This is a genomic window from Mycobacterium sp. NGS69, from assembly GCF_059812165.1.
The window spans coordinates 530,842-544,423 of the sequence record NZ_JCALCD010000001.1; the positions used below are offsets into that span (position 1 = coordinate 530,842).

Annotated in this window: 14 protein-coding genes and 1 tRNA gene; 9 read left to right on the forward strand and 6 right to left on the reverse strand. The window is 67.3% G+C overall.

What is annotated here, in order from left to right; all coding sequences use genetic code 11:
* Positions 1-29: 29 nt before the first annotated feature.
* Positions 30-668, reverse strand: coding sequence for a TlpA family protein disulfide reductase (locus tag AC5Y2S_RS02755; RefSeq protein WP_499953638.1), 639 nt, complete (start codon positions 666-668; stop codon positions 30-32).
* A 17-nt stretch (positions 669-685) separates the two neighbouring features.
* Positions 686-1,366 (reverse strand): endonuclease III, encoded by a 681-nt coding sequence (gene nth / locus AC5Y2S_RS02760; protein ID WP_499953640.1) that lies wholly within the window; start codon positions 1,364-1,366, stop codon positions 686-688.
* A 161-nt stretch (positions 1,367-1,527) separates the two neighbouring features.
* Between nth and AC5Y2S_RS02765 the strand changes: the two genes are divergently transcribed.
* Both AC5Y2S_RS02765 and crp read left to right on the forward strand, forming a co-directional pair.
* The gene (locus AC5Y2S_RS02765; protein WP_499953641.1) at positions 1,528-1,923 is read left to right on the forward strand and encodes a hypothetical protein; all 396 of its coding nucleotides are present in this window, start codon (positions 1,528-1,530) and stop codon (positions 1,921-1,923) included.
* A 96-nt stretch (positions 1,924-2,019) separates the two neighbouring features.
* A complete protein-coding gene (crp, locus tag AC5Y2S_RS02770) occupies positions 2,020-2,694 on the forward strand; it encodes a cAMP-activated global transcriptional regulator CRP (RefSeq protein ID WP_036465140.1) in 675 nt (224 codons plus the stop codon).
* 95 nt (positions 2,695-2,789) lie between these two features.
* Here the strand turns inward: crp and AC5Y2S_RS02775 are convergent, their stop codons facing one another.
* Genes AC5Y2S_RS02775 through sp36 form a run of 3 tightly spaced genes read right to left on the reverse strand, consistent with a single transcriptional unit; the run spans position 2,790 to position 4,209 of the window.
* Positions 2,790-3,584: an MBL fold metallo-hydrolase gene (locus AC5Y2S_RS02775; protein ID WP_499953643.1), complete on the reverse strand. Its 795-nt coding sequence runs from the start codon at positions 3,582-3,584 to the stop codon at positions 2,790-2,792.
* A gap of 5 nt (positions 3,585-3,589) precedes the next feature.
* Positions 3,590-4,045 (reverse strand): RidA family protein, encoded by a 456-nt coding sequence (locus AC5Y2S_RS02780; RefSeq protein WP_499953645.1) that lies wholly within the window; start codon positions 4,043-4,045, stop codon positions 3,590-3,592.
* A gap of 2 nt (positions 4,046-4,047) precedes the next feature.
* On the reverse strand, positions 4,048-4,209 hold the full coding sequence (sp36, locus tag AC5Y2S_RS02785; RefSeq protein WP_007166633.1) for a Sp36 family protein: 162 nt from the start codon (positions 4,207-4,209) through the stop codon (positions 4,048-4,050).
* Between the two features lie 77 nt (positions 4,210-4,286).
* On the opposite strand from sp36, the gene bagA reads away from it, so the two are divergent.
* Both bagA and bagB read left to right on the forward strand, forming a co-directional pair.
* On the forward strand, positions 4,287-5,309 hold the full coding sequence (gene bagA, locus AC5Y2S_RS02790; RefSeq protein WP_499905069.1) for an ATPase BagA: 1,023 nt from the start codon (positions 4,287-4,289) through the stop codon (positions 5,307-5,309).
* Positions 5,306-6,460, forward strand: a complete 1,155-nt coding sequence (gene bagB / locus AC5Y2S_RS02795; protein ID WP_499953646.1) for an ATPase BagB — start codon at positions 5,306-5,308, stop codon at positions 6,458-6,460. The genes bagA and bagB overlap by 4 nt, the downstream gene beginning before the upstream one ends.
* 358 nt (positions 6,461-6,818) lie before the next feature.
* On the opposite strand, the gene AC5Y2S_RS02800 is transcribed toward bagB, so the two are convergent.
* Entirely contained in the window at positions 6,819-7,169 is a 351-nt protein-coding gene (locus AC5Y2S_RS02800; protein ID WP_499881476.1) for a WhiB family transcriptional regulator, read from the reverse strand.
* 360 nt (positions 7,170-7,529) lie between these two features.
* On the opposite strand from AC5Y2S_RS02800, the gene ponA2 reads away from it, so the two are divergent.
* The 5 genes from ponA2 (at position 7,530) to AC5Y2S_RS02825 (ending at position 13,532) form a co-directional block, all read left to right on the forward strand.
* Positions 7,530-9,956, forward strand: a complete 2,427-nt coding sequence (ponA2, locus tag AC5Y2S_RS02805) for a transglycosylase/D,D-transpeptidase PonA2 (protein WP_499953648.1) — start codon at positions 7,530-7,532, stop codon at positions 9,954-9,956.
* Between the two features lie 138 nt (positions 9,957-10,094).
* Positions 10,095-11,042 (forward strand): metallophosphoesterase, encoded by a 948-nt coding sequence (locus tag AC5Y2S_RS02810; protein ID WP_499954341.1) that lies wholly within the window; start codon positions 10,095-10,097, stop codon positions 11,040-11,042.
* Complete coding sequence (gene cds1 / locus AC5Y2S_RS02815; protein ID WP_499953649.1) at positions 11,039-12,151, forward strand: L-cysteine desulfhydrase Cds1; 1,113 nt, start codon at positions 11,039-11,041, stop codon at positions 12,149-12,151. Before AC5Y2S_RS02810 ends, cds1 begins: the two co-directional genes overlap by 4 nt.
* A 53-nt stretch (positions 12,152-12,204) precedes the next feature.
* Positions 12,205-12,278, forward strand: a tRNA-Pro gene (locus AC5Y2S_RS02820).
* 234 nt (positions 12,279-12,512) lie between these two features.
* Positions 12,513-13,532 (forward strand): hypothetical protein, encoded by a 1,020-nt coding sequence (locus AC5Y2S_RS02825; RefSeq protein WP_499953651.1) that lies wholly within the window; start codon positions 12,513-12,515, stop codon positions 13,530-13,532.
* Positions 13,533-13,582: the final 50 nt, after the last annotated feature.

Here is a 13,582-nt window from a genome sequence, read left to right on the forward strand (position 1 = left end):
GGGCGCCTCCCTCGGTCCAGTCAATCTGCCTATCCCGCGTCGTTTCCGACCGCAGCTGCGATCTCGTCGGCACTGGCGAAAGGTCGCGGCAGCATCTGCGCAACGCTACCGTCCGGCCGGAGGACGACCGTCGCAGGCATCACATTTACCACACGCAGCGCGGCCGCGACCCGACGACGGCCGTCCTGCAGGGTGGGCAGCCGAACCCCTAACTCCGCCAACCGCAGTAGCGCGGCCGTCTCGTTCTCGTCCTGGTGGACGGTCACCACCATCACGTCCGACCCGACCCGACGCTGATACTCGGCCATCGCGGGAAGTTCGGCCGCGCACGGCGCGCACCAATACGCCCAGAGATTGAGGACCACCCGGTGCCCGGCCAGCGCGCGCGCGACGTCGACGGCCGAACCGTCGGCGGCGCATTCCACCGTCACGCCGCGCAGCGCCTCCGGGCCGGGACCCGCGCCGGAAGCCGGGCACGGCGGCAGATTGGCGCGCTCGCGGGGACCCGCGAGCGCGGCGGGTGTGTCGGCGTCGCGGTGCTCCCGGGGAGCGGGCGCCTGCGTCGTCGCGGTCGGTGTCGAGTTGTCGCGCAACTGGGCCACCAGCGCCGCGCCCAGCGCCGCCACCACTGCCAGGATCGCGATGGTCCACCGGGTTGTCCGGGTCAACGTCGCGCGCCCCGGTATTACAGCCCCGCCAGGGCCAGCAGGTGCTCGGTTTCCGGGCCCTGGACGAGGGGCGCGGCGAGCAGCGGTTCGGTGGGACCCAGCCCGAAGGACGGGCAGTCCTTGGCGAGGATGCAGGCTCCGCACGCCGGTTTGCGGGCGTGGCACACTCGGCGCCCATGGAAGATGACGCGGTGGCTCAGCATGGTCCACTCCCGGCGTTCGATCAGCTCGCCGACCGCGTGCTCGATCTTGACCGGATCCTTTTCAATGGTCCACCGCCACCTGTGCACCAACCGTGAGAAATGGGTGTCGACGGTGATTCCCGGGATGTCGAAGGCGTTGCCCAGGATGACGTTGGCGGTCTTGCGGCCCACGCCGGGCAGGGTGACCAGTTCGGCCATGGTTGACGGGACCTCCCCGTCGAACCGTTCGACCAGGGCCTGCCCCAGCCCGATCAGCGACGACGCCTTGTTCCGGAAGAAACCGGTGGGACGGATGAGGTTTTCCAGCTCGGCGCGGTCGGCTTGCGCATAATCCAGCGCGGAGCGGTATCGCTTGAACAACGCCGGCGTGGTGAGGTTGACCCGCTTGTCGGTGCTCTGCGCCGAGAGGATGGTGGCCACCGTCAGCTCCAGCGGCGTCGTGAAGTCCAGCTCGCAGTGGGCGTCCGGAAAGGCTTGCGCCAGTGCGCGATTCATCCGCCGCGCCCGTCGCACCAACCCGACTCGCGTTTCTTTCGACCAGCTATCGTCGACGACACCGTCTGAAGCGGAGGGCGTTGACTTCGAGCGCCCGGATGCCTTTGCCGCTGTCACCTACGACAGAGTACTGATTTCGTGATCTGGCTGAGACCTAAGCCATGTTTACTCTCCTTGTGTCATGGTTGCTGGTGGCGTGCGTTCCCGGGCTTTTGATGCTCGTGACGTTCGGTCTGGGGCGGCTGGAATCCGAGCTCGCCCACGACAACGTCTCAGTCACCGATGTCGACGAATTCCTTGAGTATGCGGAGGCCGTCGACGTGCATACGCTGGCCCGCGAGGGCATGCCCGAGGCGCTGGAATACCTGCATCGGCGCCAGGCCCTGCGGCCGGTGGATGCACCGCCGGTGCGCGCGGCGATCGGACCCCGGCACGCCAAGCCGGTGTTTGCCACCGCCCTCGGTGACCGCGACGAGGCCGGTCTGCCGACGCGGATGGGGGCCCATTCGCATGTCAATCCGCAATTTGGGGGGACTAGACACGTCAATCGTGTGTAGCGTGGCACGTTGGACACAATTGGCCTACCTCTAGACTTGCGTCACACGAGCAGGGTTGGCCTGCCCGTATCACAATTGGAAGCTGAAGAGGCAACGGTGGACGAGATCCTGGCAAGAGCAGGAATCTTCCAAGGGGTTGAGCCCGGCGCGGTCACCGCGCTGACCAAGCAATTGCAACCCGTCGACTTCCCGCGCGGGCACACGGTTTTCGCCGAGGGGGAACCGGGCGACCGGCTGTACATCATCGTTTCGGGGAAGGTCAAAATCGGCCGGCGGTCGCCGGACGGCCGTGAGAATCTGCTGACGATCATGGGCCCGTCGGACATGTTCGGCGAATTGTCAATCTTCGACCCGGGGCCGCGGACTTCCAGCGCGACCACCATCACCGAAGTTCGAGCGGTGTCTATGGACCGCGACGCGCTGCGGGCGTGGATCGCGGACCGCCCGGAAATCGCCGAACAATTGCTGCGGGTACTCGCCCGACGGCTGCGGCGGACCAATAACAACCTCGCCGACCTGATCTTCACCGACGTGCCCGGCCGGGTGGCCAAGCAGCTGCTGCAGCTGGCCCAGCGTTTCGGCACCCAGGAGGGCGGCGCGATGCGGGTCACCCACGACCTCACGCAAGAGGAGATCGCCCAACTGGTGGGCGCTTCGCGGGAAACCGTCAACAAGGCCCTGGCGGATTTCGCCCACCGCGGCTGGATCCGTCTGGAGGGCAAGAGCGTGCTGATCTCGGACTCCGAGAGGCTCGCCCGCCGCGCCCGCTAGTCCGCTAGCCGTGTTCGCCGGGCCCTGCCCGGCCACCAGACGCAGAATCGCACTGTTGCCGCCTTTGGCGTGCGAGTCTGTGTCTGCTCGCGGTTTCAGTCGCGACGCAGGTAGTCCAGTTGCGCCTGCACCGACCATTCGGCCACATCCCAGAGCTTCTCGTCGACGTCGACATAGACGTATTCGACGATCTCGCGCGTGGTGGCCTCGTTACCGAGATCCCACAGCGCGGCACGCACCTGCTCCAGACGTTCGTGCCGGTGCGTGAGGTAGCCGGACGCGACGGATTCCAGGTCGGCCAGCTGCGGTCCGTGTCCCGGCAGCACCGTGCGCCGGCCCAAACCGCGTAGCCGCCGCAGCGATTCCAGGTAGTCGGCCAGGCTGCCGTCCTCCTTGTCGATGACGGTGGTGCCGCGGCCCAGCACGGTGTCCGCGGTCAGCACGGCGTCATCGAGCAGGAATGACAGCGAGTCGGCGGTGTGGCCGGGTGTCGCCATGACTTTGATCTTGAGGCCGGCCGCGTCGATGACCTCGCCGTCGGTGAGGTGACCGCCGAGGCCGCGCAGGAATCCGCTGCCCGCGGACCGGACCGTCGCCCCGGTCAGCTCCACCAGCTTGTCGATGCCGTCGGTGTGGTCGGGGTGCCGGTGGCTGATCAGGACCAGCGCGACGCGGCCCAGCGCCGCGATCCGGGCGATGTGCCCGTCGTCGTCGGGGCCCGGATCCACGATCACCAGCTCGTCGCTGCGCGGACCGCGCAGCACCCAGGTGTTGGTGCCCTCCAGCGTCATCAGGCCGGGGTTGTCGGCCAAGAGGACCGAGGCAGTGTCGGTGACCGCCCGCAACATGCCGTACGCGGGATGGGTCAACGACTCAGCGGTCTCGGTCACGGCCGTCAGCCGACCTCCACGATCAGCTCCACTTCCACCGGCGCGTCCAGCGGCAGCTCGGAGACGCCGACCGCCGACCGCGCGTGCGCGCCTTGGTCACCGAACACCTCGCCGAGCAGGTCGGACGCCCCGTTGATGACGCTTGGCTGGCCGTTGAAACCCGAAGCCGATGCGACGAACCCGACGACCTTGACCACCCGCGCGACGGTGTCGATGCCCACCAGCGAATGCACCGCGGCCAGCGCGTTGAGCGCGCACATCCGGGCCAGCGACTTGGCGTCCTCGGGGCTGACATCGGCGCCGACCTTGCCGGTCCGCGGGAGCTTGCCGCCCTCCATCGGTAGCTGGCCCGACGTGTAGACCAGGTTGCCGACCCGCACCGCGGGAACGTACGAGGCCAGCGGCGCAACCACCTCCGGCAGCGTGAGGCCGAGCTGCCCGAGCCGGGCGGACGCGCTCATCTCTACTTGGGGCGCTTCAGGTACGCGACGTGCTGCTCGCCGGTGGGTCCGGGCAGTACGGACACCAACTCCCAGCCGTCGGCGCCCCACTGGTCGAGGATCTGTTTGGTGGCGTGCGTCAGCAGCGGGACAGTGACGTATTCCCATGCGGTGGGTTGGCTCATGACGCGAGCTTATCGGTCGGCCGTCAACGGCTCTGGCCAGCCCAAGTGCGGTGCGGCGGTCGGGCTAGCATGCGAAGGTGGCATCCACTGAAAGCGGCGGTAGTTCCGTCGGTTGGCCCGCGCGCCTGTCGAAGGCGCGCCTACATTTCGTAACCGGCAAAGGCGGGACGGGTAAGTCGACGGTCGCGGCCGCGCTCGCCCTGACGCTGGCGGCGGGCGGCCGTAAGGTCCTCCTCGTCGAAGTCGAAGGCCGCCAAGGGATTGCGCAACTTTTCGACGTCCCGCCGCTGCCCTACGAGGAGGTCAAGATCGCCACCGCCGAGCGCGGCGGGCAGGTCAACGCGCTGGCCATCGACATCGAGGCCGCGTTCCTGGAATACCTGGACATGTTCTACAACCTGGGCATCGCGGGCCGCGCGATGCGCCGTATCGGCGCCATCGAGTTCGCGACGACGATCGCGCCCGGTCTGCGCGACGTGCTGCTCACCGGCAAGATCAAGGAGTCGGTGGTGCGCCTCGACAAGGGGGCCAAGAACCCGGTCTACGACGCGGTGGTCGTCGACGCGCCGCCGACGGGCCGCATCGCGCGCTTCCTCGATGTCACCAAGGCGGTGTCCGACCTGGCCAAGGGCGGACCGGTGCACTCGCAATCCGAGGGTGTGGTGAGGCTGCTGCACTCCGATCAGACCGCCATCCATTTGGTCACGCTGCTGGAGGCGCTGCCGGTGCAGGAAACGCTCGAAGCCATCGAGGAGCTCGCCGAGATGGAACTGCCGATCGGGAGCGTGATCGTGAACCGCAACATCCCCTCGTTCCTCGAGCCGCGCGATCTGGCGAAGGCCGCCGAGGGGGACGTTGACGCGGACTCCGTGCGGGCCGGCCTTCAGATGGCCGGAATCAAGCTCAGCGACACCGACTTCGCGGGCCTGCTCACCGAAACCATTCAGCACGCGACCCGGATCGCCGCACGCGCCGAGACGGCGCAACAACTCGACGCGCTGAAGGTTCCGCGGCTGGAACTGCCGGCGATTTCCGACGGCATCGACCTCGGCAGCCTATATGAGCTGTCGGAAACGCTTGCGCAGCAGGGGGTCCGATGAGCGTCACAGCGAAAACCCTTGATATGGCCGCCATCCTGGCCGACCGGTCCAACCGGGTGGTCGTGTGCTGCGGCGCCGGCGGGGTCGGCAAAACGACCACCGCGGCCGCCATGGCGATGCGCGCCGCCGAATATGGCCGCACCGTATGTGTTTTGACGATCGACCCGGCCAAGCGCCTGGCACAGGCGCTCGGGGTCAACGACCTGGGCAACGCCCCGCAGCGGGTGCCCTTGGCGCCCGAGGTATCCGGCGAGCTGCACGCCATGATGCTCGACATGCGCCGCACCTTCGACGAGATGGTGATGCAGTACTCCGGCCCCGAGCGGGCAGAGGCGTTGCTGAACAACCAGTTCTACCAGACGGTCGCGACGTCGCTTGCCGGCACGCAGGAGTACATGGCGATGGAGAAGCTCGGCCAATTGCTGAGCCAGGACCGCTGGGACCTCATCGTGGTGGACACCCCGCCGTCGCGCAACGCGCTGGACTTCCTGGATGCGCCGAAACGGTTGGGCAGCTTCATGGATAGCCGGCTGTGGCGGCTGCTGCTCGCACCCGGCCGCGGCATCGGCCGATTAGTCACCGGCGCAATGGGTTTGGCGATGAAGGGCATGTCCACGATCATGGGCTCTCAATTGCTCAGCGACATCGGTTCATTCGTGCAGTCACTGGAATCGACCTTCGGCGGTTGGCGGGAAAAGGCCGACCGCACCTACTCACTGTTGAAGCGGCGCGGCACACAGTTCGTCGTGGTGTCGGCCGCCGAGCCCGACGCGCTGCGCGAGGCGGCCTTCTTCGTCGACCGGCTGTCGCAGGAGGGCATGCCGCTCGCGGGGCTGGTGCTGAACCGCACCCACCCGACGCTGTGCTCCCTGCCGGTCGAGCGGGCGATCGACGGCAGCGAGACGCTGGACGCGCTCGATTCCGAGGCCGCCGCGCTGGCTTCCTCCGTGCTGAAGATCCATGCCGACCGTGCGCAGACCGCCAAACGGGAAATCAGGCTGCTCTCGCGCTTCACCGGGGCCCACCCGCACGTGCCGGTCGTCGGGGTTCCGTCGCTGCCGTTCGACGTTTCGGACCTGGACGCGCTGCGGGCGCTCGCCGATCAGATCACCGCCGTCGGCGACGACGCGGCCCGCGCAGCGGGGCGCTGAGAAGCCGGCGCATCCGAACCCCCGTCGGCGACGAGGCGGCCCGCGCTGGCGGGCGCTGAGAACGCTCCGTGAGCGCCCGCCGAGCGAATCAATTTCTTGAGCACCCGCCAGTCAGGCGCTCGCAGACGCTATTCGACACGTGCCAGCGTTGGTCGAAACCGGCCGATGCGTCGCTGTCGAATTGCTATTGGGCACAAGCCAGCTCGCGGTCGACACGAGCCAGAGCTATATTGAACACACGTTGACCAAGAGGTCCGATTAGAGCGGTAACAGTTTCGTAATCATGAAAACAGTTACTTTCAGGACCGTTAGTTCGCTTGCGCCCGGAATTGCCTGACGCATTCGTATAATAATCCGGTCAGCCGACGCTGCGGCCGCGGCGCTTCTCGAAGAAGTCCTGCCAGGAGATGACCTCGGGATGCTGCTTGAGCAGGGCCCGGCGCTGGCGCTCGGTCATCCCGCCCCATACCCCGAACTCGACTTTGTTGTCCAACGCGTCCGCCCCGCACTCCTGCATCACCGGGCAGTGGCGGCAGATCACCGCCGCCTTGCGCTGGGCGGCACCCCGAACAAACAGTTCGTCGGGGTCAGTGGTCCGACATAGCGCCTTTGAAACCCATGCGATCCGTTCCTCGGCGTCAACACTGTGTAATACGCCCTGAGCAGCCGCGATGTTCGTTCGACGCGCGGCTGGCCGTGAACCTGACACGAGCTGTTCCCTTCCTTCCGACCGCCAGTCGCGGCCGCCCTCCTCGGGTGCAGACCCTGCTGCGATCTACGCCACACCATGCAAATCGGTGTTATCTGAATCTCACCGTGTGTCTAAGTTAGGTGGTCAGGTGGCAATTGCGCAACAGTCTCATAACGCTTTTTTTGGGACGGGCGTGCAGTCTTGCCGAAAAGCATAAACCCGAGCGCGGCACCGCGCACTTTACCCTGGTGCCTCACCAGTGACGGCGGCGATAATTTTTTACCATCCCTCATGGTAAGTTCGCTGGTCACGGTGTGGGAGGGCCTTTGGTCATCGCACGGCCTGGCCAGGTGACCCGGGGCGGCTACCCTAGTACGCATGTCAGACCGTCCCCCGGCCGTTCTCACGGTTCTCAAGCTCGCGGGGTGCTGTTTGTTGGCCAGCGTCGTCGCCACGGCCCTGATGTTTCCGCTCGCCGGTGGAATCGGGCTGATGTCCAATCGGGCCTCTGAGGTCGTCGCCAACGGGTCCGCCCAGCTGACGCAGGGCGAGGTTCCCGCGGTGTCGACGATGGTCGACAAGAAGGGCAACGTCATCGCGTGGCTGTACTCTCAGCGCCGCTTCGAGGTGCCCACCGACAAGATCGCCAACACCATGAAACTGGCGATCGTCTCGATCGAGGACAAGCGCTTCGCCGACCACAACGGGGTGGACTGGAAGGGCACGCTGACGGGGCTGGCCGGATACGCCTCCGGCGACGTGGACACCCGGGGCGGCTCGACCATCGAGCAGCAGTACATCAAGAACTACCAACTGCTGGTGACCGCCCAGACCGATGCCGAGAAGCGCGCGGCGGTGGAAACCACCCCGGCGCGCAAGCTGCGCGAGATCCGGATGGCGCTCACGCTGGACAAGACCTTCACCAAACCGGAGATCCTGACGCGCTACCTGAACCTGGTGTCGTTCGGTAACGGCTCGTTCGGCGTGCAGGACGCGGCCCAGACCTACTTCGGCATCAACGCGTCGGACCTGAACTGGCAGCAGGCGGCCCTGCTCGCGGGCATGGTGCAGTCGACCAGCGCGCTCAACCCGTACACCAACCCCGATGGCGCCCTGGCCCGACGGAACCTGGTCCTCGACACCATGATCGAGAACCTGCCCCAGGAGGCCGACGCCCTGCGCGCCGCCAAGGCCACACCGCTGGGCGTGCTGCCCCAACCCAACGAACTGCCCCGCGGCTGCATCGCGGCCGGCGACCGCGCCTTCTTCTGCGACTATGTCCAGGAGTACCTGTCCCGCGCCGGGATCAGTAAGGAACAGGTGGCCAAGGGCGGCTACCTGATCCGCACCACGTTGGACCCGGACGTGCAGATCCCGGTCAAGGCGGCCATCGACAAGTACGCCAGCCCGACCCTGCCGGGCATCTCGAGCGTGATGAGCGTGATCGAGCCGGGCAAGACGTCCCACCACGTGATGGCGATGGCCAGCAACCGCACCTATGGCCTGAACCTCGACGCCGGCGAGACGATGCGACCGCAACCGTTCTCCCTCGTCGGCGACGGCGCCGGGTCGGTCTTCAAGATCTTCACCACCGCCGCCGCGCTGGACATGGGCATGGGCATCAACGCCACGCTCGAGGTTCCGGGCCGGTTCCAGGCCAAGGGCATGGGAAGCGGTGGCGCCAAGGGCTGCCCGAAGGACACCTGGTGCGTGGTCAACGCAGGTAACTACCGGGGCTCCATGAACGTGACCGACGCGCTGGCCACCTCGCCCAACACCGCGTTCGCCAAGTTGATCCAGCAGGTGGGCGTCAGCCGCACGGTGGACATGGCGATCAAGCTGGGGCTGCGGTCCTACGCCGATCCGGGTACCGCGCGCGACTACAACCGCGACAGCAACGAGAGCCTGGCCGACTTCGTCAAACGGCAGAACATCGGCTCGTTCACCCTCGGCCCGATCGAGGTGAACGCGCTGGAGTTGTCCAACGTCGCGGCCACCCTGGCCTCCGGCGGCGTGTGGTGCCCCCCGAACCCGATCGACAAGTTGATCGACCGCAACGGCAACGAGGTCTCCGTGACGACCGAGACCTGCGATCAGGTGGTGCCCGAGGGGCTGGCCAACACGATGGCCAACGCGATGAGCAAGGACGCCGTGGGCAGCGGCACGGCGGCGGGCTCGGCCGGCGCGGCGGGCTGGGACCTGCCGGTGTCGGGCAAGACCGGCACCACCGAGGCCCACCGCTCGTCCGGCTTCGTGGGATTCACCAGCCACTACGCGGCCGCCAACTACATCTACGACGATTCACCCAATCCGACGGATTTGTGCTCCGCCCCGCTGCGTCACTGCGGCGAGGGGGACCTCTACGGCGGTAACGAGCCGGCGCGCACCTGGTTCACCGCGATGAAACCGATCGCGACCAGCTTCGGCGAGGTGAAGCTGCCGCCGACCGATCCGCGCTACGTCGAGGGTTCCCCCGCTTCGCGGGTGCCCGCCGTCACCGGCCTGGACGTCGACGCGGCCCGCCAGCGCATCAAGGAGGCCGGGTTCCCGGTCGCGGACCAGACCAACTCCGTGAACAGCACCGCGAAGCTGGGCGAGGTGGTCGGGACGTCGCCGTCCGGCCAGACGATTCCGGGGTCGATCATCACGATCCAGGTCAGCAACGGCATCCCGCCGGCGCCGCCCCCGCCGCCCGAGGGCGCGCCGCCGGTGGTGGGGTCGCAGGTGGTCGAGATTCCGGGCCTGCCGCCGATCACGATTCCGCTGCTGGCGCCACCGCCGCCGCCCGGGGCGCCCCCTCCATAGGGGCCCGCATAACCGTGTTGTGGCGCAAGCTATACGCGCCGAGACCGCAACCGGCAGTAGGCTTCCTGCATGGCTGACGTTCGCCCGACTGCCCCGCTTCTCCTCGGTCCGCTACGCGGACCGCATCGTCGCGGGGCGATGCCCGTCCTGATGCGCACCGGCGCCGTCGCGGTCGGCTCGACCCTGGCCGGCATCGGTTATGCCGCGCTCGTCGAGCGCAACGCGTTCGTCCTGCGCGAGATAACCATGCCCGTCCTGAGCCCGGGCTCCACGCCGCTGCGGGTGCTGCACATCAGCGATCTCCACATGCTGCCCAACCAGCACCGCAAACAGGCCTGGCTGCGCGAGCTGGCGGCCTGGGAGCCCGACCTGGTCGTCAACACCGGCGACAACCTGGCGCATCCCAAGGCGGTGCCCGCGGTGGTGCAGACCCTGGGCGACCTGCTGTCGCGGCCAGGCGTCTTCGTCTTCGGCAGCAACGACTACTTCGGGCCCCGCCTGAAGAACCCGCTGAACTACCTGACCAACCCGTCGCACCGGGTCCGCGGCGAGCCGCTGCCCTGGCAGGACCTGCGGGCGGCGTTCACCGAGCGCGGCTGGCTCGACCTGACGCACACCCGCCGCGAGTTCGAGGTGGCCGGGCTGCACATCGCCGCCGCGGGCGTGGACGACCCGCATATCGACCGCGACCGCTACGACGCGATCGCGGGGCCGGCCAGCCCGGCCGCGAACCTCCGGCTCGGTTTGACGCACTCGCCCGAACCCCGGGTGCTGGATCGCTTCGCCGCCGACGGCTACCAGCTGGTGATGGCCGGGCACACACACGGCGGCCAGCTGTGTCTGCCGTTCTACGGCGCCCTGGTGACCAACTGCGGCCTGGACCGCTCGCGGGCCAAGGGGCCATCGCGCTGGGGCGCGAACATGGCGCTGCACGTCTCCGCCGGGATCGGCACGTCGCCCTTTGCGCCCGTGCGGTTCTGCTGCCGGCCCGAGGCGACCCTGCTGACGCTGATCGCCAGCCCGATGGGCGACCGCGATTCCACCAGCGACCTGAGCCGTTCGCAGCCGACCGCTTCGGTGCGTTGAGTCACCGGACCCGGATCGCGGTCCGCACCCTGCCACGAAGCTGGACCGACGACGCGATCCGGCTGATCCAGGCCGACGCGCGCCGCAGCGCCGACACCCACCTGCTGCGCTACCCGCTGCCGTCGGCCTGGGGTGGTGACGCCGACGTCGCGCTGTACCTCAAGGACGAGAGCACGCACATCACCGGCAGCCTCAAGCACCGGCTGGCGCGCTCGCTGTTCCTGTACGCGCTGTGCAACGGGTGGATCGGCGAGGGCACCACGGTCGTTGAGGCCTCCTCGGGTTCGACGGCGGTGTCGGAGGCCTACTTCGCGGCCCTGCTGGGGCTGCCGTTCGTCGCCGTCATGCCCGCGTCGACCAGCGCCTCCAAGGTCGCGCTGATCGAATCACAAGGCGGCCGTTGCCATTTCGTGACGGACTCGAGCCAGGTGTACGCCGAGGCGGAGCGCGTCGCCCAGGACACGGGCGGGCACTACCTCGACCAGTTCACCAACGCCGAGCGCGCCACCGACTGGCGCGGCAACAACAACATCGCCGAATCGATCTACGAGCAGATGCGCGACGAGCGACACCCCGTCCCGCAGTGGATCGTGGTCGGTGCGGGCACCGGCGGCACCAGCGCGACCATCGGCCGCTACATCCGCTATCGGCGGCACGCGACCCGGCTGTGCGTCGTTGATCCAGAGAACTCCGCCTTCTTTCCCGCCTACGCCGAGGACCGCCACGACATCGTGATGTCCGTCTCCTCGCGGATCGAGGGCATCGGCCGCCCGCGGGTCGAGCCGTCGTTTCTGCCCGGCGTCGTCGACCGCATGGTCGCGGTGCCCGACGCGGCGTCGATCGCGGCCGCCCGCCACGTCAGCGCCGTCCTGGGACGGCGGGTGGGGCCGTCGACGGGCACCAACCTGTGGGGCGCCTTCGGCCTGCTCGCCGAGATGGTCTCTCAGGGCCGCAGCGGCTCGGTGGTCACCCTGCTGGCCGACAGCGGCGACCGCTACACCGACACCTATTTCAGCGACGAGTGGGTCAGCGCGCAGGGGCTCGATCCGGCCGGGGCGGCCGAGGCGCTGGGCGAATTCGAGCGCAGCTGCGCGTGGTCGAGCCCATAGCCTGCGGTTTGGCGAGTCGGCGGGGCGGTGCGATACGCTGTCGTGGCTTCAAGCGGGGTGTGGCGCAGCTTGGTAGCGCGCTTCGTTCGGGACGAAGAGGCCGTGGGTTCGAATCCCGCCACCCCGACTGTTACTGGCCATCCGGCGTCAGCCTGAGCCACCACTCGATTCGCGAACGCGATATCGGATGCGCTATCGCATTTGAAAGTGCAGAGCACCCACCGGCGCTCATTCCCGTGCATCCGAGTAGCCGGCTACTCTATCGGCCGCGCATTTTTGGGTGAAGTATTCGTGAGGTCGGCGCCAACGGCCTGACCGCATGGCGACCGTCGGCTGCCACCTGAGCGGAAGGGATGGCGTCATGGGTTTGGATGAGCATTGCCGGAACGCGAAGTCCATATGGAGCGTGATTGTCGCCGCTCCAGCCGACGCCGCATTTGCGGGTCTGCTGACCGGCTTTATGATTTCCGCCATTGCCTTCTTGCTGGGCAGAGAACGGCAAGAGGACAAAATCCTTCACGCCGTTGCGCTATTTGCGCCCGGGTTGCTGGTTTTGGCGCTTGCCTGCAATCAGTTTGTCGGCATCGCGGCGGTAGCCCCGAATATGGGAAAGGACGCTGACCCGCAAACCACGCCGGAAGTTGTGTGCAGCGTTGCGTGGACCCAAGGGATGACGGCGCAGGGAATGCTGGGCGTTGGCTTCGTTGTCGCGGTCGCCGGGCTGGTCTGGATGATGGCTCACGCCGTGGACGGAAACATTGGCCGCGACACCCCGGAACGCGGCGGCCACGACCGCAGAACCCTAATCCATCTCGGCAACTTCCTAGTGTTCGTCGCCATTGCCACCGTATCGCTGCTGTTGATGAACGGCTCGCTCGGTTACTACGACATGATGGGCACCGTCGGCGTCCATCCACCGCGGCACTTGACGGCCGTGATTTGGTGGACGTTCGGGTCAGCGATGGTTGTTGACGCCGCGGTAATCTCCGTCAGGACCGTGGCATATTACCGCGTTCGGCATAAAAGAATCCATGGAGAGTGGAGTGACCGCGGCGAGTCCAAACGGGCGCGAATCTTGCGGCGCGGTTCCGTTATTCTCGTCGTGGTGTTAACGGCCGGAATGGCTTTGGTGGCGCCTTTACACGCCGGACTGGTCGCTCAAGAACACTCCGCGCCCGGCGGCGTAGCGGCATTCTTTGCGGTGGCCCTCGGCATGTTCCTTCCGTTCGTGATTTTCCTGTTTATTTCCGCTTCGGTGCCGGGACCCGACTTCTGGTACTGGGACATAATCTTTGATACCAAGGGAAGACGCGCAGCCACCGCCTCGAAACGCCGCAGCCGCCAGCCGGTTTCGGCCGCCACGAGTCGCCACGCAGTTTGATCTGACGCTCGACTCAGGGGAGAGCCCGTTGCACTCGTGCACAGCCTGGT

Bases quoted from the DNA above. Each gene is read 5' to 3' on its own strand.
- ponA2 (WP_499953648.1), top strand. From the start codon at position 7,530: ATGTCAGACCGTCCCCCGGCCGTTCTCACGGTTCTCAAGCTCGCGGGG.
- nth (WP_499953640.1), bottom strand. From the start codon at position 1,366: ATGAATCGCGCACTGGCGCAAGCCTTTCCGGACGCCCACTGCGAGCTG.
- bagB (WP_499953646.1), top strand. From the start codon at position 5,306: ATGAGCGTCACAGCGAAAACCCTTGATATGGCCGCCATCCTGGCCGAC.
- AC5Y2S_RS02780 (WP_499953645.1), bottom strand. From the start codon at position 4,045: ATGAGCGCGTCCGCCCGGCTCGGGCAGCTCGGCCTCACGCTGCCGGAG.
- AC5Y2S_RS02825 (WP_499953651.1), top strand. From the start codon at position 12,513: ATGGGTTTGGATGAGCATTGCCGGAACGCGAAGTCCATATGGAGCGTG.
- AC5Y2S_RS02810 (WP_499954341.1), top strand. From the start codon at position 10,095: ATGCCCGTCCTGATGCGCACCGGCGCCGTCGCGGTCGGCTCGACCCTG.
- sp36 (WP_007166633.1), bottom strand. From the start codon at position 4,209: ATGAGCCAACCCACCGCATGGGAATACGTCACTGTCCCGCTGCTGACG.
- AC5Y2S_RS02765 (WP_499953641.1), top strand. From the start codon at position 1,528: ATGTTTACTCTCCTTGTGTCATGGTTGCTGGTGGCGTGCGTTCCCGGG.